Genomic DNA, 24,415 nt, shown 5'->3' with positions numbered 1-24,415 from the left:
CGCCGCGCCGCCGCGTCAGGGCCGGCGGTCGAGGCGTCTCAGACCTGCGCGCCACCGCCAATCCGAAGTCTCCGTGGTAGTGGGTGCAATTCCCGAGAGCTGCCGTTCGAATGGCCGCTTGTAAGAGAGTTGGGATAGATGCCCTGCCTGGCAATGAAGGACTGCTTTGGGTCGAGTCCTGCCCTTAACCTGCGACCTTCGTCTGACCGCTTCCAGCCTCTAGCAGACAACAACACCATAGTGCCCATGACATCTAGTGTCTGGACCCAGAAGGGACTTTGACGCCAAGAATCGGCCCCTCCACTGGGCCTCAAGCGCGAGTCGCGCCAGCCATATCTGCCTTCGGATATGACCACCGGCGAAATGGACACGCAACGCGCCATTGAATTGGACTGCATCCTCACTATAAGGAACTGGTTGCTTTTGTATCATTATTGCGAATCGTTCGCATTCGTATTATGGTGCACGTCGCCACGAACCCAGACAGAAACAAGAAGATGCCTACGACATCGCTTCACTCGCCCATCCAACGCCTGCAACCGCTAGCGCTCGCAATGATTTGCGCCTTTGCCGCCCCCGCCTTTGCCGCCGAAACCCAGCTTGCCGACGTGGTCGTCAGCGCCACCCGGCGCGACAGCAACGCCGACGACGCTGCGCTCACCATCACCCAGCGCAGCGGCGCCGACATCGAAACGCAGCAGCCGGTGGATGCCACCGCGCTGGTGGCAGACGAGCCGGACGTCGCCGTCAGCCGCGACCGCCGCCGCTTCGGCGCCACCAACTTCAACATCCGCGGCATCGAGGACAACCGCGTGCTGATGCTGGTCGATGGCGTGCGCCTGCCCGACTACTACTCGCGCGGCGGCCCCTCGAACATTTCCACCGCCACGCGCGACATGCCGGAACAGGACTTCCTCAAGCGCGTCGAGATCGTGCGCGGGCCGGCCTCCAGCCTGTATGGCTCGGATGCGATCGGCGGCGTGGTCAGCTTCGTCACCAAGGACGCGAGCGACTTCATCACCCAGGGCAAGACGGTCGGCGGCGAGCTTGTCCTGCACGCCGCCAGCGCCGACCAGAGCTGGGGCACGACTGGCAGCGTCGCCGTCAAGGGCGAAACCGTCGAAGCCTTGTTGATGGTGAGCCGTCGCGAGGGCCACGAACTGGGCAACCAGGGCGATGTGGATACCGTTTCGGTCAGCCGCACCGCGCCGAACCCGCAAGACAACACCGCCACGGCAACGTTGGCCAAACTGGGCTGGACGCCCAGCGCCGAGCACCGCTTCACGCTTGCACACGAAACGCGCAAGTCCGAGTCCGAGACCGAACTCAAGCGCCTCTCCAGCTCGCTGCCACGCGTCACCGCTGCCAATGGCACCGAAGACAACGAGCGCCAGCGCGCCACCCTTGGCTACACCTGGACGCCCGCCAGCGGCGTGCTCGACCGCCTCGTCACCAGCGCCTCGTGGCAGAAGAGCGACATCGCTACCGATACCCTACAGCGGCGCAGCAACACCAGCGCCACCTGCTCCGCCACGCTCGCGGGCAAGAACAACTGCGACGTTCAGCTCGGCTTTGAGTTCGCGCAGGAGCAGTGGGCGGCTTCGATCCAGGGCGAGCGCACGTTCGCCTGGGGCAGCAGCACGCACCTGCTGATCGGCGGCCTTGACTGGCTCGACACGCACAGCGAAGAGCTGCGCACCGCCACCCGCAGCAACCTCACCACCGGCAGCGTATCGAACGCCCTGGCGGGCGAGACCTTCCCGCTGCGGGACTTCCCGCCCGGCAGCACGCAGCAGATCGGCCTGTTCCTGCAAGACGAGATCCGCCTCGCGAACGATCGCGTGATCATCACCCCCGGCCTGCGCTGGGATCGCTACGAGCTTTCGCCCGAAGCCGATCCGCTCTACGACACCCACACCGCCAAGCCGGCGGTCTCGAAGTCAGATTCCGCCTTCTCGCCGCGCCTCTCGGCCGTGTGGCGCCCGACCGATCCGCTCACGCTCTACGCGCAGTGGGTCACCGGTTTCCGCGCCCCGAGCTATGAAGAGGTGAATGGCAGCTTCATGAACCTTGCCCAGGGCTACGGTTCCAGCCCCAACCCCGACCTGGAAGCCGAAAGCAGCCAGGGCATCGAGATCGGTACCCGCTGGACGACGCAGAGCCTCGCGCTGAGCTGGGCGGCCTACCACAACCATTACGAGAACTTCATCGAGCAGGTCGTCCTCAACTGCCCGGCTGACCCGGCCTGCATTGCCGGCCTCAAGACCACCTACCAGTACCGCAACCAGAACAAGGTCACGATCTACGGCACCGAGCTGCGCGGCGCCTGGCAGTTCGCGCCGCAGTGGAAGCTTGACGGCGCCACCGCCTGGGCACACGGCACCAACAACACCACCGATCAGCCGCTCAACACGGTTGAACCGCTGCGCGCCACGCTCGGCCTGAGCTGGCAGCGCGACGCGCAGGCCACGCTGGGCACCAGCCTGCGGATGCGCGCGGCCGCCGGGGTGAGCCGTGTCGATGAAAGCAGCGGTGAGCTTTACAAACCGGGCGGCTGGACCACCTTCGACGTGTACGCCTGGTGGAAGCCACTCGCCAACACCCGCCTAAACCTGGCGCTCACCAACCTCGCCGATCGCAAGTACTGGCTGTGGAGCGATGTGCGCCAGGTCGGCCTGGCGGCCAGCGACCCCGGCCTCGACTTCTACACCGCCACCGGTCGTGCTGTGTCGGCCAGCCTTGCGGTGAGCTTCTGATGCGCCCACTCTTCGGCGGCAGCTTTGCGGTGCCGCGCCTGATCGTCAGCGTCTGCATGCTGGCGCTGCTGCTGTGGTGGACCACCGCGCCCGCCACGGCGGCAACACCCACCGTGCGCATCCTCACCGCCAACCCGGTGCCCGCAGCCAAGTTCGCGCTGCTCGCCGAGGCCGGCCGCAAGGCTGGCGTTGCGCTTGAGCACCGCTACGCGGAACAGCTCTCGCCCGACGAGGCGGCCGGCTGGCTGGCCGGCGCGGCGTTCGTGATCGTCGATGCGCCGCGCGCGCACATCGTCGATTTCGTCATGAGCAAGCTCGGCCCCGCCTGGGCCGAGGCCAGCACCCCGCGCGTGCTGCTGATGACCGAAGGCGCACGCGCCTTCGGTACCGACGCGGCTTTCGCCAGCAGCCTCAACAGCTACTACCAGAACGGCGGCGTCGCCAACTTCGATGCCGCCATGCGCCTGATCGCCGCGCGCCAGCTCAAGCTGCGCGAGGACGCTACGATCCCGCCGCCGATCGTCTTCCCCAAGGCGGCCTGGTACCACCCGAAGCTGCCGCAGGGCGTGAGCCCGCGCATGAGTGATCTGCCCGGCCGCAGCGATGTGCCGCAGATTGCGATCGCGCTGCATCAGGCCTACGTCAGCAGCGGCGAAACCGCCTTCATCGACGCGCTGATCCGCGACATCGAGGCCGCCGGCGGCCGCGCGCTGCCCTTCTACACCCCGATGATGGAGCCGGACGCCTTCACCCGCCTACTCGCCCCCGCGGGCAAACCGGTTGCGCAGGCGCTGATCAACACCCAGATCGTGCTCGACGCGCAGGCGCGCAAGGCGGAGTTCGAGAAGCTCGGCATCCCGGTGCTGCAGACCATGGCCTACCGCAAGGGCGACGCAGCAGAATGGGCGCGCGACCGCGAAGGCGTGAGCCTGATGGATGTCCCCTTCTACCTCGCGCAACCGGAGATCGCCGGCACGATCGATCCGATAGTCGCCGCCGCCGTCGCCAAGCCCAGCGGCCGCACCGAACCCATCGCCGCGCAGGTGCGCAGCGTGGTCGGCAAGGCGATCAACCTCGCGCGCCTGCAAACCACCCCCGCGGCCGAAAAGCACGTCGCGATCCTGTTCTACAACTACCCGCCCGGCGAGCGGAACCTCTCGGCCAGCTTCATGAACCTGCCGGCGAGCCTGCACAACACGCTCGCCGCGATGAAACAGCACGGTTACAGCACCGATGCGCCGGACGAGAAGACGCTGATCGAGCAACTCGGCCGCCTGCTCGCCCCCTTCTACCGCGACGGCCAGCTCGAAACCCTGCTCGACGCCGGCCTCGCCGCATGGCTACCGATGCGCGACTACCGCCGCTGGTTCGATGCGCAAACGCCCGAACTGCGCGCCGAAGTCAGTGCCCGCTGGGGCAAGCCGGAAGCCAGCGCGATGGCCACCACCCGCAAGGGCGAAGCGGGTTTCGTGATCCCGCGTCTGGCGCTCGGCAATGTCGTGCTGATGCCGGTACCGCCGCGTGGCGAACGCGACGAAGCGAAGGAAAAGGCGATCTACCACAACACCAAGGAACCGCTGAACCACTTCTACCTCGCCGCCTACCTGTGGGCACGCGAGGGGCGCAACGCGCTGGTGCACTACGGCACCCACGGCACGCAGGAATGGACGCCCGGCAAGGAACGCGGCCTCGCGGTCAGCGACCAGCCCTTCGTCGTGCTCGGCGATGTGCCGGTGGTCTATCCCTACATCGTCGACGACGTTGGCGAAGCGATCCAGGCCAAGCGCCGCGGCCGCGCCACCATCGTCAGCCACCAGACGCCCGCCTTCCGCCCCGCCGGCCTGCACACCGAGCTGAACGACTTGCACGACCTGCTGCACCAGGTGGTGGCGCAGGAAGCCGGCAGCGTGCGCGAGCGATTGGTCGCGCAACTCCTCGACCGCTCGGAGAAGCTGCATCTCTTCGCTGATCTGGGCACCTCCCGCGCCGCCGCGCAGGCCAATCTGCCCGCCTGGCTGAACCAGATGCACGACCACCTGCACGCACTCGCCAGCCAGTTGCAGCCGATCGGCCTGCATACCTTCGGCCGCGCGCAGCGCGACGAAGTGCGCCTGTTCAGCACCATGGCCATGCTGGGCAAGGACTTCCTCGCCCGCGTCTTCCCCGAGGAGCCCGAGGAGCTGTTCGCGCAGGATTTCTCGCGCATCACCGAATCAAGACCCTTCATCTTCCTCAAGCCCTACGTGCTCGAAGGCCGCCCGATCAGCGAGATCCGCGACGCGAAGCTGCGCGAAGATGCCGAGCGCGCCCAGCGCTACTTCGCCGCACTCGACCCCGCGCCGGAACTCGCCGGCCTGCTCGCCGCGCTCGACGGCAAGCACCTCGCCAGCAGCACCGGCGGCGACCCGATCCGCAACCCGGACTCGCTCACCACCGGCCGCAACCTGTACGGCTTCGACCCCTCGAAGGTTCCGAGCAAGGCGGCCTGGGAAGCCGGGCTCGCCGCCACCGAAGCCCTGCTCAAGGATCACCGCGCCCGCAAGGGCAGCTACCCGAGCAAGCTCGCCTTCAATCTGTGGAGCGTCGAGACGATGCGCCATGCCGGCATCCTCGAAGCACAAGCGATGGCCGCGCTCGGCGTGCGGCCGAAGTGGGACGAAGGCGGACGGCTGGTCGGCGTCGAACTGATCCCGGCGAAGGAACTGGGCCGCCCGCGCGTGGACGTGGTGCTCTCGGCCACCGGGCTCTACCGCGACCACTTCCCCAACGTGATGAAGTGGCTCGCCCAGGCGGTGAAGCTCGCCGCGGCCGCCGACGAACCGGACAACGCCGTCGCAGCCAGCACCCGCGCAATCCGCGGCGCGCTCGCCGCCAAGGGCTTGCCGGCGGCGAAGCTCTACAACCTTGCGCTGACCCGCATCTTCTCCAGCGAATCGGGCGCCTACGGCACCGGCCTGGACGAAGCCACGCTCGCCACCGACACCTGGGGCAACGACGCAGGTGAAGCGCGCGGCGACCGGCGTGCCGGCGAAGCGAAAATGGCGCAGCTCTACCTTGCCAAGATGCAATTCGGCTACGGCCCGGACGAAGCCGAATGGGGCAGCAAACTCGAAGGCGGCAACCTCTACGCCGAAAACCTCAAGGGCGTGCAGGCCGCGCTGCTGGCACGGTCCAGCAACCTCTACGGCATGCTCACCACCGACGACCCCTTCCAGTACCTCGGTGGCCTCGGGCTCGCGGTGCGCCACCTAACCGGCAAGTCGCCCGAGCTGCTGATCTCCAACCTGCGCGACCCGCGCGACGCCCGCACCGAAACCGCCGCCGGCTTCCTTTCCACCGAACTGCGCACGCGCCAGTTCCACCCCGGCTGGATCCAGGCCATGCAGGCCGAAGGCTACAGCGGCGCGCTCAACGTGCTCGACGCGGTGAACAACTTCTGGGGCTGGACCGCCGTGGCGCCGGAGATCGTGCGCGACGACCAGTGGCAGGAATTCGCCGAGGTGTACGTGCGCGACAAGTACAAGCTGGGCGTGAACGAATGGTTCGAACGCGAGGCCCCGCAAGCCCAGGCACAGATCATCGAACGCATGCTCGAAGCCGCCCGCAAGGGCTACTGGAAGACCGACGAGAAGACCGTGCGCGAACTCGCGCAGCGCTGGCAGCAGCTCGCGAGCAAACACGACCTGCGCAGCTACAACGCGAAGTTCAGTGCCTACGTGGCCGAGCAGGCGCAAGGCGCCACACCGGCCGGCTACGGCGTGGCACGCCAGGCTGCCACACCGGCCGCCGCGGCGCCCACCCCATCGCCCACGCCAAGCCCTGCGCAGACCGTGCAGCCACCGATGGAAGCGGTAAAGCCCAAGGTGCAGGGCATGGTGCTGGAGCAGAAGAAGCCCCGCGTCGAAACGGCGCCGGTGGCGCTGAGCTGGTTGATCGGCGGCGCGCTGATGCTGTGGGCGCTGCTGGGCGGGGCAGTCCGCCAGTTCGCGCGACCTGCGGCCCGGCTGCTGGATTTGCCTGCACGCGGGAATGCGGGCGCGGTCAGGAAGGTGGCTTGAGTGATGGCAATGCCTTCAGAGCCGCTGCGCGCGTTTAGCTGTCGTCGCCCTCAATCCGGGTCGCGCCCCAGCCGGCACAGCCGGGCGCAGCCGGGCGCGATTTCCGCAGCCGCCCCACCCTAAGCCTAACGGCGCCGGCCGCGGAATCATCATCCCACTCATTCACCTTATAACCGAGACCTAACCTCATGCAGTCCACCGTCCTCGAAACCCTGATGTACGACATCGCGCAGCTCTTCATGCTGCCCGTCCTGATCCTCGTCGCCGCCGCGTTCCTCTACGCCTTCTGGGCCCTTGGCAGCTTCGCGATGCAAACCGTGCAGCGCGTCCGCAACCGGCCCGGTGCGGGCCCCGGCTATCCGCTGATCGCGCATGTGCACGCGCACCACCTGCATCTGCGCGACGACCAGGAGCTGGCCGCCCACAAACTGATGGAAACCGATCGCATCGTCACCCGCGTGTGCCCGATGCTGGGCCTGGTGGCGACCATGATTCCGATGGGGCCGGCGCTCAAGTCGCTCTCGGATGGCCAGCTCGCGGCGGTGAGCCAGAACCTGATGATCGCGTTCTCTGCAGTGATCCTGGCGCTGATCGCGGCGAGCATCACCTTCTGGATCGTCAACGTGCGCAAACGCTGGCTGGCCGAAGAACTGCAATGGCTCGCGGCGCATCCGCATGCGGCGATCCACGTGCTGGCGCCCACGTCAGCAGCAGTCGGGGCGGCGGCATGAAGTTTCTCGCCGACCACGACAGCGACGATCCGATCCTTTCGGTCGTGAACCTGATCGACGTGTTCCTCGTGATCATCGCCGCGCTGCTGATCACGGTGGCGCAGCATCCGCTCAACCCCTTCACGCTGCAGGACGTCACCGTGATCAAGAACCCCGGCAAGCCGGACATGGAGATCGTGATGAAACAGGGCGAAAAGCTCACCCGCTACGAAGCGAGCGGGAAGATCGGCGGCGGCGACGGCGAGAAGGCCGGCGTCGCCTACAAGATGAAAGACGGTTCGATGGTCTACGTACCGGAGGGCGAAAAACCATGATGCCGACGTCCGACACCAACGAGGTGGAGCGCAGCCGGCCGGAACTGGCGCTCGCCGCCGCGCTGCACCTGCTTTCGTCCTCGGTGGCGCGCGGCATCACCGCCGCGAAGACGCAGGCGCTGGTGCAGCACCTGCAGCATCTGGCGGCCGACCCCTCACTCGATCCTGCACTGCGCCAGGTGTGCAAGCAACTGCGCGCGCAATGGGCCGGCACCTTGACCTCACATTGCGCAGGCTGTGCGCTGCCGGCCACCTATCATTGAGCATGACACGCACCCTGCTCACCGCATTGCTCGCCGCCGTGCTCGCCGGCGGCCCCATCACGCAGGCACTCGCCACCCAGCCCGATCCGGCGACGCTGGCTCACGCCATTGCGCCCTACCCGCTGGTGCTGCTTGGCGAGGTACACGACAACCCGCAGGTGCACCAGCTCCGGCTCGATGCGCTGCGGCTGCGCATCGCCGCCGGCTGGCGCCCGGCGCTGGTGATGGAGCACTTCGACCGCGAGCGCCAGGCCGACATCGACCGCGCCCGTAGCGAGCACCCGCGCGACGTCGACCACCTGATCGAACAGGCTGGTGACAAACGCTGGCCCTGGCCGATGCTCAAACCCTTGCTCGTGCTGGCGCTTGATCACGACTTGCCGATCATCGCCGCCAACGTCTCGCGTGCCGATGCCGGCCGCGCGATGCGCGAGGGCCTTGGCGCGGCGCTGCCAGCCGAAGTCCTTGCCGCAGCCGGTCTGCCGCAGCGTGCACGCCCGGTCCTCGAGGATGAACTCGTCGCCGGCCAGCAGCGGTCCATCGACGCCGGCCACTGCGGCCAGACACCGCCGGACATGCTGCCTGGCCTGGTGCAGGCGCAAGTCGCGCGCGATCTGTTCATGGCCGCCCAGCTGCGCGCCCAAGCCAGCCGCGGCGCGGTGCTGCTGGCCGGCAACGGCCATGTGCGGCGCGATATCGGCGTGCCGCTCTGGCTGGCCGACCTGCCCGGCGTGTTCGCCGTGAGCCTTGGCGAAGACGATTCCGACGCCGCCAAGTTCGACCTCAACTTCACGCTGCCCGCCGTCGAGCGCGACGACCCCTGCGCCGCACTCGCCAAGCCCGCGAGCCGCTGACTTTCACCCTGCTACGGAGTATCCATGTCCCGTTTTACCGGCCCTCGCCTCAAAGCCATGCGTGCCGTCGGCGTCGAACTGCCCGGCCTGTCGCGCAAATCGATCGCCGATCGCCCGCACCCGCCCGGCCAGCATAGCAACCGCCTGCGCAAGAAATCGGGCTTCGGCCTGCAGTTGCAGGAAAAACAGAAGCTGCGCCTGAACTACGGCCTCTCGGAACGCCAGATGCGCCGCGTGATGAGCGATGCCAAGCGTGCGCAAGGTTCGGCCGGCGACAAGCTCGCCGAATTGCTCGAACGCCGGCTCGACAACGCGGTGTTCCGCGCCGGTTTCGCGCCCACGATTCCGGCGGCGCGCCAGCTGGTGAATCACTCGCATTGCCTGGTCAACGGTCGTGCGGTGAACATCCCCTCGTACCGCCTGCGGATCGGCGACGTGATCGCGCTGCGCGAAAAGAGCCGCAAGCACCCGGTGGTGCAGCAAAGCTTCGCGGAGCCCGCGCTCACCCGGCCCGAATGGCTCAACTGCGATGAGGTCGCCCACACCGCCACCGTGGCGCACTTGCCGGCGCTGAGCGACATCCCCTTCCCGATCGAGATGCAGCTGGTCGTCGAGTACTACGCACAGCGCTTGTAACCGAGCAGCGGCCCGCGGGCACGGTAACCTCAACCGGATCCGATGCGCTGCTGGCGCTAGGATTCAGCCCGCCGGCTTTGACGGCGCGATCGTTGACCATCTATCCACTCGACGGCTTACGATCGCGCGTCCTTTTTCATTTGGACTTTTGCGGCTTGCAACGTGCACATTGCACCCGACGGGGTCCCCGGCGCGGACTTGTCCCGGCGTGTTCGTTGGCGGCGGTTCTTACCTTCGAACGGACTTGGGCATTGAACCGGCCTGCCGATCATCTGGCGAGCGCGGCGACACATCTTTGAGACAGTGCTTTAAGCCTTAGAACGAGCGTTCCCGAGTGCCGACAACTTCGTAGTCGAAGCGCTATGTCGTGGAACATGAGCGCGAGCGTTCGGCGTCCTCCATCAAGCGCGTCCGACTGAACGATCGGTATGGGGTGGCGAACGGACCTTCGAAACGCAGGCCGTCGAATGACCGGTCTTATGTCCTGCCGACGCTCACGTGTTGCAAGCGAATGTCCGTTTCCCAGCCTTCACTGACCGCTTGTGTCGTCGTTGGGAGCGACTGCTTCTGGATGGACGCCGACTAGTGCATCGGTGCTCGTTAGCTGACGTTCGCTGTCAATTGGCCCCGGAGCTCACCGACCGCTAAGGCCGAATCCGGACACCGTGCCCCGCAATAAAAAGCATCTAGACAGGCGAAGGGGCTTCAGAAGGCGCAACTTTCTGGGCTCTCCAGAACGTCATGCTCTTCAATTTCGGACGCAGGGGAGAGCGTAGCGCGTGCCCCGAACTGTGCGCATCGCGACGCATGCCGACAAAGCTGAATTTCGCCCCACTCCACCGCGCTCGCGCCTGATCCAACAGCGAAATCTGAGAACGACCGCCAGCCGCCGTCGCTGCGCACGACTGCGCAGATGCGGCTGACGCGAGGATCGCCGGTATCACACAGCGAAATCGGAAAGGGATCGAGTTGTGGCACGCACATCGACGCATCTCCGGAAAGATCCGTCAGACACTAACAGGCCGGCGCATACGGCTAAGCGCCCGATCCGCTCTCGCAGCCGCTTAGGGTGGAGGCCTACGTGTATAGCTTTGGAGACCTTCTCACAAGGCGGCCTCCATGCCGACATCCCCGCAGTCGTCCTTCGTCAATTACTACTCGTGCCGGACGTGCGGCCACTTCCATCAGCGCGCAGGCACGTTACTGCAGCGGGGCCGCTGCCCCAAGTGCCACTCCGATACGCCGGCTGCGCTCTGCGACGAAATGATCGATGGCTTGGGCATCGTCATCGTGCATCAGGGCGACTTTGACGCGCTCCGCGATACCCAGCTCGAAACGTGATCACCATGATCAGACGGTGTATTTGATTGAAATCGCCGCCCGATCGGCGGTGACCGCGCATCAAATCCTGTGCTGACGTCAGCCAAAATTGGGACAGGCTTAGCGGGGCGCCGCTGGCCGGATCCGCAACCACTATTCAAACCTATTTTGGAGGAACGCATGGCACAACGACTAATCCGGATGCGCGAGGTCACTCACCGCGTCGGACTGCAGAAGACGGCGATCTACCGGCGCATTCAGCGGGGCGAGTTCCCCCGCCCCATCAAGGTCGGCCGAGCGTCGGGGTGGATCGAGATCGAGGTCGAACAGTGGATTTCCGCGACGATTGCTGCAAACCGCGCCTTCGCGCAATAGCGACGCCGCCCGCCCCGCAGGCGCCGACTGCCTGACCAAAGCCCTCGGTGACAACCTTCGCCGAGGGCTTTGTCCGTCCACCGTCTCAACGACAAAGTGCCCGGACCCGTTCAAATCACGCTCGAAGCCCCGCTCATTTCGGGACAGTTAGCGGCGCCGCAATGAGCATCCGGATGATGGGTTTTATGATGGGTAAAACAAATGCGCCCCGAAAGGCGCATGTTTGTTAGTGCGGTGGCGGATGGGGTGGGATTCGAACCCACGAGCCCCGCGAAGGGCCGCCGGTTTTCAAGACCGGTGCATTCAACCACTCTGCCACCCATCCACAATTTGCTATTTTAACACGGTGGGCCAAGAATCGATCGCTGAGCGGCTCGCAGAACCATTCGGCGCACGCTCGGTCTTAATCGCAACTGAAACACTCCACTGGAGGATCTGAATGACCCTGAACACCTACGCGTCTGGCGGCATTGCTGCATCGTCGCGCAACCGCGTGCTGCGCAATACGTATGCGCTGCTTGCACTATCGATGCTGCCGACGATCCTCGGCGCCTTCATCGGCGTGCAACTCGGCTTCTCGTTCTTTGCCGGCAGCCCGATGCTGGGCTTCATGCTCTTCATGGCGGTCGCCTTCGGCTTCTTCTTCGCGATCGAAAAGTTCAAGAACAGCAGCGTGGGCGTTCTGCTCCTGCTTGGCTTTACCTTCTTCATGGGCCTGATGCTGTCGCGAAGCCTGCAGTACACGCTGGGCTTCTCCAACGGCGCAAGCCTGATCGCGTTGGCCGCAGGCGGCACCGGCGTGATCTTCTTTGCGATGGCAGGGCTTGCGACGGTAACGAAGCGCGATCTCTCCGGCATGGGCAAGTTCCTGTTCGTCGGCATGATCGTCGCGCTGATCGCGGGCGTGGCAAACATCTTCCTGCAGTTGCCGGCGCTGTCGATCGTCATGGCGGTCGCGTGCCTCGGCATCTTCTCGGCATACATCCTCTACGATGTGAACCGGGTCGTTACCGGCGGCGAGACGAACTACGTCACCGCCACGCTGGCGATCTACCTCGACATCTACAACGTATTCGTCAGCCTGCTCCAGTTGCTCGGCATCTTCGGCGGCGACCGCGACTGATCACGTCGCCAGTCAATGCAACGGGCGGCCTCGGCCGCCCGTTTTCTTAGTCGCGCTCGAATAGGGCGATCGACTCCACATGCGAGGTATGCGGGAACATGTTCGCCACCCCCGCACCCTGCAGTCGGTAACCCTTCTCGTGGACCAGCACTGCCGCATCACGCGCCAGCGACGACGGATTGCACGACACGTAAACGAGGCGGCGCGGCGCATCGTCACCCAATGCCTTGACCACGGCAATCGCGCCCTCGCGGGGCGGATCGATGAGCATCTTGTCCAGCCGCCCTAGCGCGGCAATGCTCCGCGGCGTTGCCTCAAAGAGGTTGGCCACCGAGAACTCGCTGCGCGCGGACAGGCCATTTGCCGCGGCGTTCGCGGCAGCACGCGCGACCAACGCGGCACTGCCTTCAACGCCGACGACGTGCGCCCCTTTGCGCGCAATCGGAAGGCTGAAGTTGCCTAGACCACAGAAGAGATCCGCAATACGTTCGCCCGGCTGAGGATCAAGCAACAGCATCGACCGCCGAATCAACAGACGATTGATGTCGACATTGACCTGCGTGAAATCGGTCGGGCGGAATGCGAGCCGCAAACCGAATTCCGGCAGCGTGTAGAACAGCTCGCGCCCCTCGCCCTTGGCCAGCGGCTGCACGGTGTCTGGCCCCCCGGGCTGCGACCACATGCTGAATCCATGCGCTTCGCCAAACGCCAACAAGGTCGAAACGTCGGATGACGTCAAAGGCACAAGGTTGCGCACCACAAGCACCGTTCGATCCTGCGTCACCGCAACTTCGATCTGCGGAATCCGATCCGGCGCTGAGAGTTGCGCGACCAGTTCGCGCAATAGCGTCAATTTGTGGCCGATCTGCGGCGGCAGGATCTCGCAGGACCGCATGTCCGCGATGTAGCTGCTCTTCTTCTCATGGAATCCGACCAGCACGCCGCCGAGCCTCGGCACCTGTCGCACGCTTAGCCGTGCACGATACCGGTAGCCCCAGGTCGGCCCCTGAACCGCCGGATAAACGATTGCAGGACGTATCCGTGCAATGTGCCAGAGGTTGTCTTCAAGCACCCTTTGCTTGGCCGCCACCTGGGCACTCGGCTCCAGATGCTGCATGCTGCAACCGCCGCACACGCCGAAGAACTCACAGCGCGGCTTGACGCGCTGTGAGCTCTGCGTGATCGAGCGAGTCATCGTCGCCTGTTCGAACTTCGGCTTCTTGCGGTAGCTGGAGTACTCAACCCGCTCACCCGGCAAGGCGCCTTCGATGAAGATCGCCTTGCCGTCCACGCGCGCCACGCCACGCCCTTCGTGGTCCAGCGATTCAACCTTAGCGACTGGCATTTGCAAGCCCCTTGAAGCCATGCTTAAAAGGGGCCGGATTGTACCAGCCGGCCTCCGAACGGTCGTCGCTATAATCTTGCGATGATCTCCACTCTTCTTGGCGGCCTGAGTGCCGACGAATTTCTTCGCGAATACTGGCAGCGCAAGCCGCTCCTGGTACGTGGCGCGCTCAAAGATTTCAAGGGCGTGTTCAGCAAACCCGAGCTGCTTGAGCTGGCCACCCGCGACGACGTCGAATCGCGTCGCGTCTGGAACACCGACGGCCAATGGCAGCTGGAACGCGGGCCTTTCAGCAGTCGCGCGTGGCGCCAGAAAGGCCCCTGGACAGTGCTTGTTTCCGGCACAAACCTCGTCTCCGACGAAGCCGACGCGCTTCTCCGTCAGTTCGATTTCATACCCCAGGCACGTCTTGACGATCTGATGGTCAGTTACGCCACCGACTGCGGTGGCGTCGGGCCGCACTTCGACAATTACGACGTATTCCTGATCCAGGGTATCGGCCAGCGTCGCTGGCGCATTGGCGCCCAGCGTGACCTCACCGTCATTGAAGGGGCACCGCTGCGCCTGCTGAAGGACTTCCGCCCCTCGCGGGAGTGGGTGGTCGAGCCTGGCGACCTCCTGTACCTCCCCCCGCAATACGCTCATGACGGCGTCGCGATCGGCGAATGCATGACCTATTCGGTTGGTTTCCGGACAGCAACTAACCAGGAGTTGGCGGAAGCCTTTCTGGGCTATCTGCAGGAGAACTTGTCGTTGAAGGGGCGCTATGCGGACCCGGGTTTGAAGCGCCCGAAGAATAGCGCCGAGATCAGCAACGAAATGATCGAGCAAGTCGCAGCCACCCTCGCCCGGATCAGCTGGAACAAACAAACAGTTGCAAATTTTCTCGGCGCCTACCTCAGCGAGCCCAAGCCCCACGTCTTCTTTGAGCCGCCGGAGTTGCCGATGAGCGAGCGGAAATTCGCGACAACCGTTGGCCAGCGCGGCTTTCGGCTCGACATCAAGACACAGCTGCTATACCGCGGAAACCGCTTCTTCCTGAACGGCGAACCGTTCGACGCCGAGCCTGCGCAACGCGCCGCCCTGAAACTTTTGGCGCGCGATCGAAAACTGAGCGCAAATGCTGTCAACCCGACGCTGCTTTGTGCGTTTTATGATTGGTATTGCAGCGGATTTGGGGCTCCGGCGTAACAGCAGCAGTAGGCGCAGAGCGCTTGAGCTTTGAAAAACATGCTAGAATCTGAGATCGGTTAGGCGTCTAGCCGTGCCGACCAAAAGAATTTGGCGTTTGTCTTTATCGATAAGGGAAACCAACAATGAAGCAATCTCTCCTCGTCGCCGCCCTCGTGGCGCTGGCCGTTACCGCTTGTGGCAAGAAAGAAGAAGCGCCGGTTGAGCAATCCGCTCCGGTCGCTGTTGAGCAGTCCGCTCCGGCTGCTGAGCAATCGGCTCCGGCTGCTGACCAGTCGGCTCCGGCCGCTGAAGCTCCGGCCGCTGAGCAATCGGCTCCGGCTGCTGACCAGTCCGCCGCCAAGTAATTCGCGCCAGCGGAAGAAAGAGCCGACCTTCGGGTCGGCTTTTTTTCGTCTAACAACTTGGTAGCACGCGGCCATTTGGCCCACCCAGATCTACAGGCAAAAAAAACGCGCCCGACGGGCGCGTTTTTGTGGGTGTCGCCAATTACTTGAGCTGCTCGTAAAGCAACTTTAGGATCTTGCTGGCCTCTTCACCCTTGTCAATGTTGCCATCCTTATCGAGAACGCGCACCAGCGACCGCTTGTCGTCGCCCTTCACGAAGATCCGATAAGCCGCACCGGCCTTAAGCTGCGCAGCGGGGCTTACGACCGGCTCAGCCGGCGCACTGCGCCAGAAAGCCAGCTTGTCGAGCCAACCGCTCTCCTGCTTCTGCTCGACCTTCGCGCCTGCAACGCGCACATCGAACAGGCCGATATCGCGATCGCGATCCTCGACCAACAAACCGTTGCGATCCAGCGCAAGACCAACCTGACGCCATGCGTCGTCGATCGAGCCCGCCAGGATCAGCGCCGCGCCGCCATCGGCAGCACGCTCGAAACGCGCCTTGTCGGTTGCAGGCGAACCAGCCATCAGTTCCTTAGCACGATCTTCGGACGCGCCGAGCGACAGCATCAGGCGGCGAAGCATCTCGGCCTCCATGCCCGGATCCGGCTTGCGCCAGGTCCAGACGGAGGAGTCTTTCTCCACGCCGCCCGTCAGTACCTCTTCGAGCCCACGGTGGCTGATGAACACGTCAGTTGAACCCGGCTGGGCGCCCGGCTCGATACGAGTACGGAAGCGATCCTTCTCCGGCGAGCTGTACATGCCATCGAGGAACTTGCCGACGGTGTCGCGGACGATGTCTTGTTTGATCTTCGTACGATTCTCAAGCCAGTCCGTTTCGAGAATGCCGACTTCAGGACTATCGACGACGAGTGCATAGCCGTTCTGCAACCAGAAGGTCTTGATCTTCGGGTAGAGCTGGGCCGGAGCAAGTGGCACCGTCAGCCAACGCTCTGAACCAGCACGGCCGATCGTCATTTTGGCAACGTCGGGAACAACCTCGGGGCCGCTGGCAACCGCCATGCCGCCAGCCGACGGCTTACGCCCCGCCTGATATTCAGACAGGGTCGCGGCGGCCGACTCTCCTTCGACCGCATAGCGGTCATCGCGGCCCGGCTTGGTCAGGTCAGGCGGAACATCCAGAGGCGTTGCGCGCTGTTGAGCGCCCGCCTTGTAGTCGACCTTGCCCACATCCTTGGTTGAAAACGTGCACGCGCCGAGCACGACGAGCAGGCACACCGGTGCAACGCTTTGCAGCTTGAACATACTGCAGACTCCTCAGGCCTCAATGCCGGCCTGACGCAGTGCGTCGAGCAGCTTGGATTCGTTTGCGACGGTCAGTCGCGTCAATGGAAGACGGATACCCGAACCGATAAGCCCCATACGCTCAAGGGCCCATTTCGCGGGAATCGGATTGGGTTCGCAGAACAGGTGCTTATGCAGACCGACCAGCTTGGCGTTGATCGCACGCGCGCGAGTCAGGTCACCCGCAGCCGCCGCAACGCACATTTCGTGCATGGCGCGCGGCGCGATGTTGGACGTCACCGAGATGACACCGTGGCCGCCGAGCAACAGGAAGGCCAGCGAGGTCATGTCGTCGCCGCTGTAGAGCGCGAAATCGGCCGGTGCTCGCAAAATCAGATCGAGCGCACGATCGATCGCCCCGGTTGCATCCTTGAGGCCGACGACGTTCGGAATCTCGGCAAGGCGCAGCGCAGTGTCGTTCGACATGTCCGCCCCGGTCCGCCCCGGGACGTTGTATAGGATCACCGGGATATCGACTGCTTCGGCGATCGTGCGGAAGTGCCGGTACAGGCCCTCTTGCGTGGGCTTGTTGTAGTACGGTACCACCGACAGGATGCCGTCGGCTCCGGCAGACTTTGCAAATTGCGACAATTCAATCGCTTCTGCCGTCGAGTTTGCCCCAGTTCCGGCAATCACAGGCACACGGCCGGCGGCATGACCGACCGCAGTCCGGATCAGTTCGCAATGCTCTTCGACGTTGACGGTCGGCGATTCACCGGTCGTCCCGACGATGACGATGCCGTCGGTTCCTTCCGCGACGTGCCAGTCGATAAGACTCTTGAGCCGCGCCAGGTCAAGGCTGCCATCCTCACGCATCGGCGTGACGATCGCGACAATCGAACCCTTAATCATGCGTTTGCCGCCACAAAGACAAAGCCGAGATTCTAGCGCATACGTGGAAAATCAGCGTCAAAGGTCCGCCAGCGCCTTGATATGAGCAACCGCACTGCGCGCAAGTGCAGACAGCGCATAGCCCCCCTCGAGCATCGACACGATGCGGCCGCCGCAATGCTGCTCGGCAAACAGCCGCAACTGCTGTGTCACCCAAGCGTAGTCCGCCTCGACGAGGCCAAGGGACGCCATATCGTCTTCGTAGTGCGCATCGAACCCAGCCGAGATGTAAAGCATCTCCGGTGCGAAGTTCCGCAAGGCCGGCAACCAGACGTCTGTGACGATATCGCGGAAAACATCGCCACGCGTACCGGCAGGCACCGGCACATTGACCATGTTCGCCGCGGGTTTATCCGCCCCGGTGTAGGGATAGAAGGGGTGCTGGAAGAAGCTGACCATCAGCACCCGCTCGTCGCCGGCGAAGATGTTTTCCGTGCCGTTGCCGTGATGCACATCGAAGTCCACCACCGCGACTCGCTTCAAGCCGTGCGATTCGAGCGCATGAGACGCCGCAACGGCGATGTTGTTGAAGAAGCAAAAACCCATGGCGCGATCGCGCTCGGCGTGGTGCCCGGGCGGCCGCACCGCACAGAACGCGTTGTCGACTTCCCCGCGCATCACGAGATCTGTTGCCAGCACGCCGGCGCCCGCGGCACGCAGGGCGGCACGGATGGTGTGCGGACACATGGCGGTATCGGGGTCGATATGCTTGATACCCCGCTCCGGCGCACTGCCGATAAGATCCTCGACATGCCGCTTCGGATGAACGCGCGACAATTGTTCGATGCTCGCCTGCGGCGCGTCATGAAAATTGAGGAACGAATCGATGCCGGAGGCGATCAATCTATCCTGAATCGCAGAGAGGCGATCCGGGCATTCGGGGTGCATGGCCCCCATGTTGTGCATCCAGCAATCCGGATGCGTGATGAATGCGGTCGCCATGTGGCCCCTCGCCGCCTCGTTCTGATCTGAATAAATGGGCCGACCAAACGCGACGACCCTCCCCCATACCGATATTATCCGACCGACACCATGAGCCCACAACAAAAACTGCCCATCACCGAAGCGCGCGCCCTGGCCCATGCCATTGCCGCCGCGGTAGGCGAATCCATTCTCGGCAAATCGGCGCAGATCCGGCTCGCAGTCGCGTGCCTGATTGCGCGGGGCCATCTGTTGATCGAGGACGTACCCGGCGTCGGCAAGACAACCCTGGCGCATGCGCTGGCCGATGCCTGCGGCCTTGCCTGGCGGCGCGTGCAGTTCACCAGCGATCTGCTGCCGGCGGACCTGGTCGGCGTATCCGTCTGGGAAAGTGCAAACGCACAGTTCGCCTTCCGGCCAGGCCCGGTGTTCTCGGAAGTGCTGCTCGCCGACGAGGTCAATCGCGCCTCACCCAAGACACAGAGCGCCTTGCTGGAAGCCATGGAGGAACGCCGCGTCTCGGTCGACGGCGTAACGCATCCGCTGCCGGATCCGTTCTTTGTTATCGCGACGCAAAACCCTGCCCACCATGCGGGCACGTTTGAACTGCCGGAATCGCAGCTGGATCGCTTCCTGATGCGACTGGCGCTCGGCTACCCGCCGGCAGATGCCGAACTCGCCCTGCTGGCCGGGCGTGACCGGCGAAATCGTAGTGTCGTCGCACGCGTCACCGACCGAAGCACCCTAACAGCGCTACAGGCCAGTTGCGCCGACGTCTTCGTTGGCGAACCGGTCGCGCGTTACGTGCTGCGCTTGGTCAGCGCAACACGCAGCCATCCAGCGATCGCGCTCGGCCTGAGCCCGCGGGCCGGCCTTGCGCTCCTGGCTGCGGCGCGCGCCTATGCGCTCACCGAGGGGCGCGACTTCGTGGCGCCGGAGGACGTTCAGGCGGTATGGCATCCGGTGGCAGCGCATCGCCTGCACACGCCCGATGGTCGTCATCTGCCGGACGCGCTGGTCGCCGAATTCCTGCAGGGCACGCCTGTCGCGTGAGCCTCTCGATGCGGCAAACCCTGCGCGAGCGCCTGCAACGCTGGATGCTGCGCGGCCGGCCACCGGAGCAACTGCCGGTCACGCTCGGCCAGCGACGCATCTACGTGCTGCCAACCGGCCCCGGCCTGAGCTTCGGCCTGCTGCTTCTGGCGATGCTGCTGGCAAGCCTCAACTACACCTTGTCGCTCGGCTTCGCGCTGACTTTCGTGCTGGCCGGCGTGGGCCACCTCTCCATGGTGCGGGCGCATCGCAACCTACTTGGCGTCACGCTGCAGAGCGGACGCTGTGACGCCGTGTTTGCCGGCGAACCGCGTGCGCTGTCCCTGGTCATGCAGGAGCAAGCGGGGCGCGAACGGCCGTCGCTGGCGATCATGCATACCGCGTCGGCACCAGTGGGTTTCTCTATCCCCGCACGAGGCGCACAAGCGCTGAGCTTGCCGCTGCCCGCCCAATCGCGCGGCCGGCACCCGGTCGGGCGCCTGCGTCTGGAGACCCGCCATCCACTCGGGCTGATCGTCGCCTGGAGCTATTTCGAGCCCGCCGTGTACGGCCTCGTCTATCCGACCCCGGAAGTAGAGCCGCCGACGGCGCCCTCGCATCACGGGAACGGCGAGGGGCGCCCGGTTCCGGGTAGCGACGGCGTGCTGTTCGACAGCCTTCGCCCCTACCGCGCCGGTGATCCGCTGCGTCAGATCGCCTGGCGACAGCTCGCGCGGGGCGGCACGCTGGCAACCAAGCACTTTGCGGCCGAGGCTGGCGGTGAGCAATGGCTGCGCTGGGCCGACTGCCCGGCATCGATGGACACTGAAGCACGCCTTTCGCGCCTGTGCGCCTGGGCACTCAAAGCGGACGAAGCAAAGCAGCGCTTCGGCCTCGAACTACCGGGCCGCCACATCGCCCCCGGTAGCGGCACGGCACACCTGCGCGAAGTACTCGAAGCACTCGCCCGCCATGGGGTGACTGAGCATGCGTAAATCCGAGCCAGTCGATCGCCATGGCCAGCTGTGGATCCTCGCAGCGGTCTTGCTGACCCTGCTGCCTTTGCTGCCACGCCTGACGCTGGAAGTCGGCCTGGTCGCGGGCCTGCCGCTGCTATGGCAAGGGTGGCGGCTGCACGCTGCAACGCCCGCTCGCCCGCCCAATCGAGTCGTGTTGCTGCTGATCGCGGCTGTCGCAGTGGCGACCACCGTTGCGCGCTATGGCACCGCCTTCGGGCGCACACCCGGCCTTGCGCTGCTGGCCATGCTGCTGGGGCTGAAAATGCTGGAAGCCCGCACGCGGCGCGATGCGCACATCACGATTCAGCTTTGCTTCTTCGTGCAACTGGGCTACTTCCTCATCGAACAGAGCGCACTGACCGCCGCCTGTGCCCTGGCCGCCTGCGTGCTGGCGCTGACTGCGCTGCTGCGGGTTGAGCAACCGGACTTGCTTCTAAAGCCGGCCCTCAGCGGTAGCGCGCGGATGGTGGGCATTGCGCTGCCGCTGGCTGCGCTGCTGTTCGTGCTGTTCCCGCGCATCGACACGCCGCTCTGGGGCATGCCCACCGATGGCGCCAGCGCCACCACCGGAATGTCGGATCGCATGCGCCCCGGCTCCATCGCAGACCTCTCGCTGTCCGGCGAGATTGCCTTTCGTGTCGAGTTCTCCGGCTCGCCGCCCCCGCCAGCAGAACGCTACTTCCGAGGCCCGGTGATGAGCCAGTTTGACGGGCTTGAATGGCAGGCAAGGCCGGCGGTTCGCGCGACATCGCTGCCGCAGGGGAAAAGACGGATCGACTATGTGATCACACTGGAACCCCACCAGAACCGCTGGCTCTTCGCGCTAGAGCACGCAACTCCGCGAGAAGGTCAGACACTCGATGCCTTCAACGTGCTGCTCGCTGGGGCGACGATACGCAGCCGCGTACGGGCACCGATGACAAGCTATGCCGACGCCCAAATAGGCCTGGACGCCTCGCCGGCCGCCCTGGCCGTCAACCTCGCTTTACCCGCCGGCAGCAATCCGCGCACCGCTGCATTCGGGGCGAAGCTTCAGCAAGAGCAGACAGCACCAGCCGATCGCGTGGCAGCGGCGCTACGATTCCTGCGCGAGGGCGACTTCGTCTACACGCTGTCACCTCCGCGTCTTGGCCAAAATGCCGCGGATGACTTCCTGTTCGAGACGCGACAAGGCTTCTGCGAGCACTTCGCGAATGCCTTCACGGTCTTGATGCGCGCGGCGGGCGTGCCCGCCCGCGTCGTGGCCGGATACCAAGGGGGCGAAATCAATCCGATTGACGGCACCTTGGTCGTTCGACAATCCGACGCCCACGCATGGTCGGAGGTATGGCTCAGTGAGCGGGGCTGGGTCCGTGTGGACCCAACCGCCGCTGCGGCCCCGAAGCGCATTGACGGCGGACTGACTGCGTCCCTGCCCGCCAGCGACCCGATTCCCGGCTTGGTGCGTATCGATTCGCAATGGTTGCGTACGCTGCGCAACCGCGCCGAGGCACTGTCGCACACATGGAATACCTGGATTCTCGGCTATACCGCCCAACGGCAGCGCGACCTCTTTGCCGGGCTGGGCATTGATGCCGACTGGCGCAACCTGACGCTGGGGCTCGTCGCAAGCGGCGCCCTCTGGCAAGCAGCGGTGTGGATCGGCATGTTCCGCAGCCGACGCCGCCTGACGCCAGCCGAACGTGCGTGGCAACTGCTGCTACGCAAGCTCGCGCAACAAGGACTCGTGCCGGCGATCAGCGAAGGGCCGATTGCCTTCGCGGCGCGTGCAGGTACCATCCACCCCGAATGGCAGGCTGCGCTCACGGATTTCGCAGCGCGCTACGCTCGCCTCATTTACGGCCCCACAGCATCGGCGGAAGACGCCGAGGCGCTCAGAATCGCAATCACCGAATGGCTCGCACGCACCTTCTGAAACACATCACCATCGCCCTTGCCATCACGCTCGGCGCACATTCGCTCGCACACGGCGCCTCGGCACCCGAGCCACAACCCTACGGCGAACGCGACGAGGTCAAAGCCTTCGCACACGAACTCGCGCAGAAGGAATCGCTGAACGAGACCCAGGTGCTCGCCACCCTCGCCGAAGCGCGCTACCTACCCGCGGTGATCAAGGCCATCCTTCCGCCTGCGAGCCCGAGCGTGAAATCCTGGGTACGCTACCGGGCCCGATATCTCGACCGCACGCGCATCGCCGCCGGTACCGCCTTCTGGCGCGAACACGCCGCCACCCTTGCGCGCGCCGAGGCAGAGTTCGGCGTACCGGCCGACATCATCGTCGGCATCATTGGCGTCGAAACCATCTACGGCCGCAATCAGGGCAACTTCCAGACCCTCTCCGCGCTCGCCACGCTCGCCTTCGACTACCCGCCACGCGCGGAACTCTTCCGGCGCGAGTTGGGAGAGCTGTTCCTGCTGGCGCGCGATACCTCGATGCCGGTCACCAGCTACAAAGGGTCCTACGCAGGCGCGCTTGGTCTGCCGCAGTTCCTTCCGAGCAGCATCCGGCGCTACGCGGTCGACTACGACGGAGACGGCAAGGTATCGCTCGACGCAAGCGCCGACGACGCCATCGGCAGTGTTGCGAGCTTCCTAAGTCAGCATGGATGGGAACGCGGCGGCGCCATCGCAGTGCCGGCACGCGTGACGGATCCGCAACGCGCGGCCGCTTTGGTGGAGGCGGGCATCGCACCCAGTTTTCGCAAGCAGGACTTCGAACGCCTTGGGGTTGCGGCCGATACACCTGCGGCCGAAGACAAGCCCGCGGCGTTGATCGATCTCGTCTCGCCCGATGCGGCAACCGAATACTGGCTGGGGTATCAGAACTTCTACGTGATCACGCGTTATAACCGCAGCAGCTTCTACGCAATGGCGGTCTTCCATCTGGCCACGGCGATTCGGCTGGAGCGGGAGCGCGGCGCGTAGCCGCACAGACAGCGTCTGGCGGGCTCAGAGCAGAACGTCGCGGGAGACTCCGCGACGTTTGAGGATCCGCCGCAGTTGCGCAAGCGCCTCAAGCTGGATCTGCCGCACCCGCTCACGCGTCAAGCCAAGTTGCAGCGCGAGCTCTTCCAGCGTCTGCACATCGCAGTCGTCGAGTCCGTAGCGACGCTGGATCACCATGCGCTGCTTCTCCGATAGCTGCCCGATCCACTGACGAACCAAGTCTTCGATTTCGGCGTTCTGCAGCGTGGATTCCGGCCCGTCTGAGGCTTCGTCGGCGAGCGATTCGCCGATTGACAGGTTGGGGTCGATATCAAGCGGTGCATCGAGCGAGGCCGTGTGCTCATTGAGCGCCAGAATCGCCCGCACATCGTCGACCGGCCGCTCGAGGCGCTTTGCCACGTCCTCGATCGTTGCGCCACCGTGGCTCGATTCAATCGAGCGCTGCGCGCGCAAGACCTGGTTCAGTTCCTTCACCACGTGAACCGGCAGGCGGATCGTGCGCGACTGGTTCATGATCGCGCGCTCGATGTTCTGCCGGATCCACCAGGTTGCGTACGTGGAGAATCGGAAGCCGCGCTCCGGATCGAACTTCTCCAAAGCGTGAATCAAACCCAGATTGCCCTCTTCGACCAGATCGAGGAGCGGGATTCCACGGTTGAGGTAGTGCTTGGCGATATTCACAACCAGGCGCAGGTTGTGCTCGATCATCTTCTGCCGTGCAGAGAAGTCGCCGAGTCGCACACGGCGCGCCAAGGCCACTTCTTCGTCGGCGGTGAGCAGCGGATTCGCGCCGATCTCGTTGAGGTAGATCTGCGTGACGTCGTTGAGGAATTCATTCTCGGGCGGCGCCTGAACAGGCTCCGCGCCGAACGCTTCGATCTCAGGTGGAAGATCCGGTTCCTTTTCGTCTTCGTCGTCGAAAAAGGTTGCCGGATCGTACATATCCCA

At 64.7% G+C, this 24,415-nt stretch carries 21 protein-coding genes and 1 tRNA gene; 16 read left to right on the top strand and 6 right to left on the bottom strand.

What is annotated here, in order from left to right; genetic code table 11:
• Window positions 1-497: 497 nt before the first annotated feature.
• From JY500_RS08355 to JY500_RS08315, 9 genes are all read left to right on the top strand, one after another.
• Entirely contained in the window at window positions 498-2,756 is a 2,259-nt protein-coding gene (locus JY500_RS08355; RefSeq protein ID WP_206255992.1) for a TonB-dependent hemoglobin/transferrin/lactoferrin family receptor, read from the top strand.
• On the top strand, window positions 2,756-6,814 hold the full coding sequence (gene cobN / locus JY500_RS08350; protein ID WP_206255991.1) for a cobaltochelatase subunit CobN: 4,059 nt from the start codon (window positions 2,756-2,758) through the stop codon (window positions 6,812-6,814). Before JY500_RS08355 ends, cobN begins: the two co-directional genes overlap by 1 nt.
• A gap of 188 nt (window positions 6,815-7,002) precedes the next feature.
• Window positions 7,003-7,545 carry a MotA/TolQ/ExbB proton channel family protein gene (locus JY500_RS08345; protein ID WP_206255989.1) on the top strand — a complete coding sequence of 181 codons (543 nt, stop codon included), beginning with the start codon at window positions 7,003-7,005 and terminating at the stop codon, window positions 7,543-7,545.
• A complete protein-coding gene (locus JY500_RS08340; protein WP_183638386.1) occupies window positions 7,542-7,859 on the top strand; it encodes a DUF2149 domain-containing protein in 318 nt (105 codons plus the stop codon). Before JY500_RS08345 ends, JY500_RS08340 begins: the two co-directional genes overlap by 4 nt.
• Window positions 7,856-8,122, top strand: a complete 267-nt coding sequence (locus JY500_RS08335) for a hypothetical protein (RefSeq protein WP_206255987.1) — start codon at window positions 7,856-7,858, stop codon at window positions 8,120-8,122. The genes JY500_RS08340 and JY500_RS08335 overlap by 4 nt, the downstream gene beginning before the upstream one ends.
• A 2-nt stretch (window positions 8,123-8,124) precedes the next feature.
• Entirely contained in the window at window positions 8,125-8,976 is an 852-nt protein-coding gene (locus JY500_RS08330) for a ChaN family lipoprotein (RefSeq protein ID WP_206255986.1), read from the top strand.
• Between the two features lie 24 nt (window positions 8,977-9,000).
• The gene (gene rpsD / locus JY500_RS08325) at window positions 9,001-9,612 is read left to right on the top strand and encodes a 30S ribosomal protein S4 (protein WP_206255984.1); all 612 of its coding nucleotides are present in this window, start codon (window positions 9,001-9,003) and stop codon (window positions 9,610-9,612) included.
• Between the two features lie 1,119 nt (window positions 9,613-10,731).
• Complete coding sequence (locus JY500_RS08320) at window positions 10,732-10,953, top strand: hypothetical protein (protein WP_206255982.1); 222 nt, start codon at window positions 10,732-10,734, stop codon at window positions 10,951-10,953.
• A 159-nt stretch (window positions 10,954-11,112) separates the two neighbouring features.
• A complete protein-coding gene (locus JY500_RS08315; protein ID WP_206255981.1) occupies window positions 11,113-11,307 on the top strand; it encodes a helix-turn-helix transcriptional regulator in 195 nt (64 codons plus the stop codon).
• 235 nt (window positions 11,308-11,542) lie between these two features.
• On the opposite strand, the gene JY500_RS08310 is transcribed toward JY500_RS08315, so the two are convergent.
• Window positions 11,543-11,632: transfer RNA gene (locus tag JY500_RS08310), tRNA-Ser, on the bottom strand.
• Between the two features lie 114 nt (window positions 11,633-11,746).
• Here JY500_RS08310 and JY500_RS08305 point away from each other — a divergent pair.
• Window positions 11,747-12,430 (top strand): Bax inhibitor-1/YccA family protein, encoded by a 684-nt coding sequence (locus JY500_RS08305; RefSeq protein WP_206255979.1) that lies wholly within the window; start codon window positions 11,747-11,749, stop codon window positions 12,428-12,430.
• A gap of 46 nt (window positions 12,431-12,476) precedes the next feature.
• On the opposite strand, the gene rlmD is transcribed toward JY500_RS08305, so the two are convergent.
• Complete coding sequence (gene rlmD, locus JY500_RS08300; RefSeq protein WP_172204405.1) at window positions 12,477-13,775, bottom strand: 23S rRNA (uracil(1939)-C(5))-methyltransferase RlmD; 1,299 nt, start codon at window positions 13,773-13,775, stop codon at window positions 12,477-12,479.
• An 81-nt stretch (window positions 13,776-13,856) separates the two neighbouring features.
• Between rlmD and JY500_RS08295 the strand changes: the two genes are divergently transcribed.
• A complete protein-coding gene (locus JY500_RS08295; RefSeq protein WP_206255978.1) occupies window positions 13,857-14,966 on the top strand; it encodes a cupin domain-containing protein in 1,110 nt (369 codons plus the stop codon).
• Window positions 14,967-15,091: 125 nt separating this feature from the next.
• Window positions 15,092-15,313, top strand: a complete 222-nt coding sequence (locus JY500_RS08290) for a hypothetical protein (RefSeq protein ID WP_206255976.1) — start codon at window positions 15,092-15,094, stop codon at window positions 15,311-15,313.
• A gap of 142 nt (window positions 15,314-15,455) precedes the next feature.
• Here the strand turns inward: JY500_RS08290 and bamC are convergent, their stop codons facing one another.
• Genes bamC through JY500_RS08275 form a run of 3 tightly spaced genes read right to left on the bottom strand, consistent with a single transcriptional unit; the run spans window position 15,456 to window position 18,491 of the window.
• On the bottom strand, window positions 15,456-16,619 hold the full coding sequence (bamC, locus tag JY500_RS08285) for an outer membrane protein assembly factor BamC (RefSeq protein ID WP_206255975.1): 1,164 nt from the start codon (window positions 16,617-16,619) through the stop codon (window positions 15,456-15,458).
• Window positions 16,620-16,631: 12 nt separating this feature from the next.
• Window positions 16,632-17,510 (bottom strand): 4-hydroxy-tetrahydrodipicolinate synthase, encoded by an 879-nt coding sequence (gene dapA / locus JY500_RS08280; protein ID WP_206255974.1) that lies wholly within the window; start codon window positions 17,508-17,510, stop codon window positions 16,632-16,634.
• Window positions 17,511-17,567: 57 nt separating this feature from the next.
• Window positions 17,568-18,491: a histone deacetylase family protein gene (locus tag JY500_RS08275; RefSeq protein ID WP_246479837.1), complete on the bottom strand. Its 924-nt coding sequence runs from the start codon at window positions 18,489-18,491 to the stop codon at window positions 17,568-17,570.
• A 90-nt stretch (window positions 18,492-18,581) separates the two neighbouring features.
• On the opposite strand from JY500_RS08275, the gene JY500_RS08270 reads away from it, so the two are divergent.
• Genes JY500_RS08270 through mltB form a run of 4 tightly spaced genes read left to right on the top strand, consistent with a single transcriptional unit; the run spans window position 18,582 to window position 23,446 of the window.
• Window positions 18,582-19,523, top strand: a complete 942-nt coding sequence (locus JY500_RS08270) for an AAA family ATPase (RefSeq protein ID WP_172204395.1) — start codon at window positions 18,582-18,584, stop codon at window positions 19,521-19,523.
• An 8-nt stretch (window positions 19,524-19,531) separates the two neighbouring features.
• The gene (locus JY500_RS08265) at window positions 19,532-20,497 is read left to right on the top strand and encodes a DUF58 domain-containing protein (RefSeq protein WP_206255972.1); all 966 of its coding nucleotides are present in this window, start codon (window positions 19,532-19,534) and stop codon (window positions 20,495-20,497) included.
• Window positions 20,490-22,436, top strand: a complete 1,947-nt coding sequence (locus JY500_RS08260; RefSeq protein ID WP_206255971.1) for a transglutaminase TgpA family protein — start codon at window positions 20,490-20,492, stop codon at window positions 22,434-22,436. The genes JY500_RS08265 and JY500_RS08260 overlap by 8 nt, the downstream gene beginning before the upstream one ends.
• Window positions 22,415-23,446 carry a lytic murein transglycosylase B gene (gene mltB, locus JY500_RS08255; RefSeq protein WP_206255969.1) on the top strand — a complete coding sequence of 344 codons (1,032 nt, stop codon included), beginning with the start codon at window positions 22,415-22,417 and terminating at the stop codon, window positions 23,444-23,446. The genes JY500_RS08260 and mltB overlap by 22 nt, the downstream gene beginning before the upstream one ends.
• Window positions 23,447-23,470: 24 nt before the next feature.
• On the opposite strand, the gene rpoS is transcribed toward mltB, so the two are convergent.
• The gene (gene rpoS, locus JY500_RS08250) at window positions 23,471-24,409 is read right to left on the bottom strand and encodes an RNA polymerase sigma factor RpoS (RefSeq protein ID WP_172204387.1); all 939 of its coding nucleotides are present in this window, start codon (window positions 24,407-24,409) and stop codon (window positions 23,471-23,473) included.
• Between the last annotated feature and the right edge of the window lie 6 nt (window positions 24,410-24,415).

It is taken from the genome of Niveibacterium microcysteis (assembly GCF_017161445.1).
Lineage (GTDB): Bacteria > Pseudomonadota > Gammaproteobacteria > Burkholderiales > Rhodocyclaceae > Niveibacterium > Niveibacterium microcysteis.
Note: the sequence above shows the minus strand (reverse complement) of the source record. Positions and strands in the feature narration are given on the sequence as shown.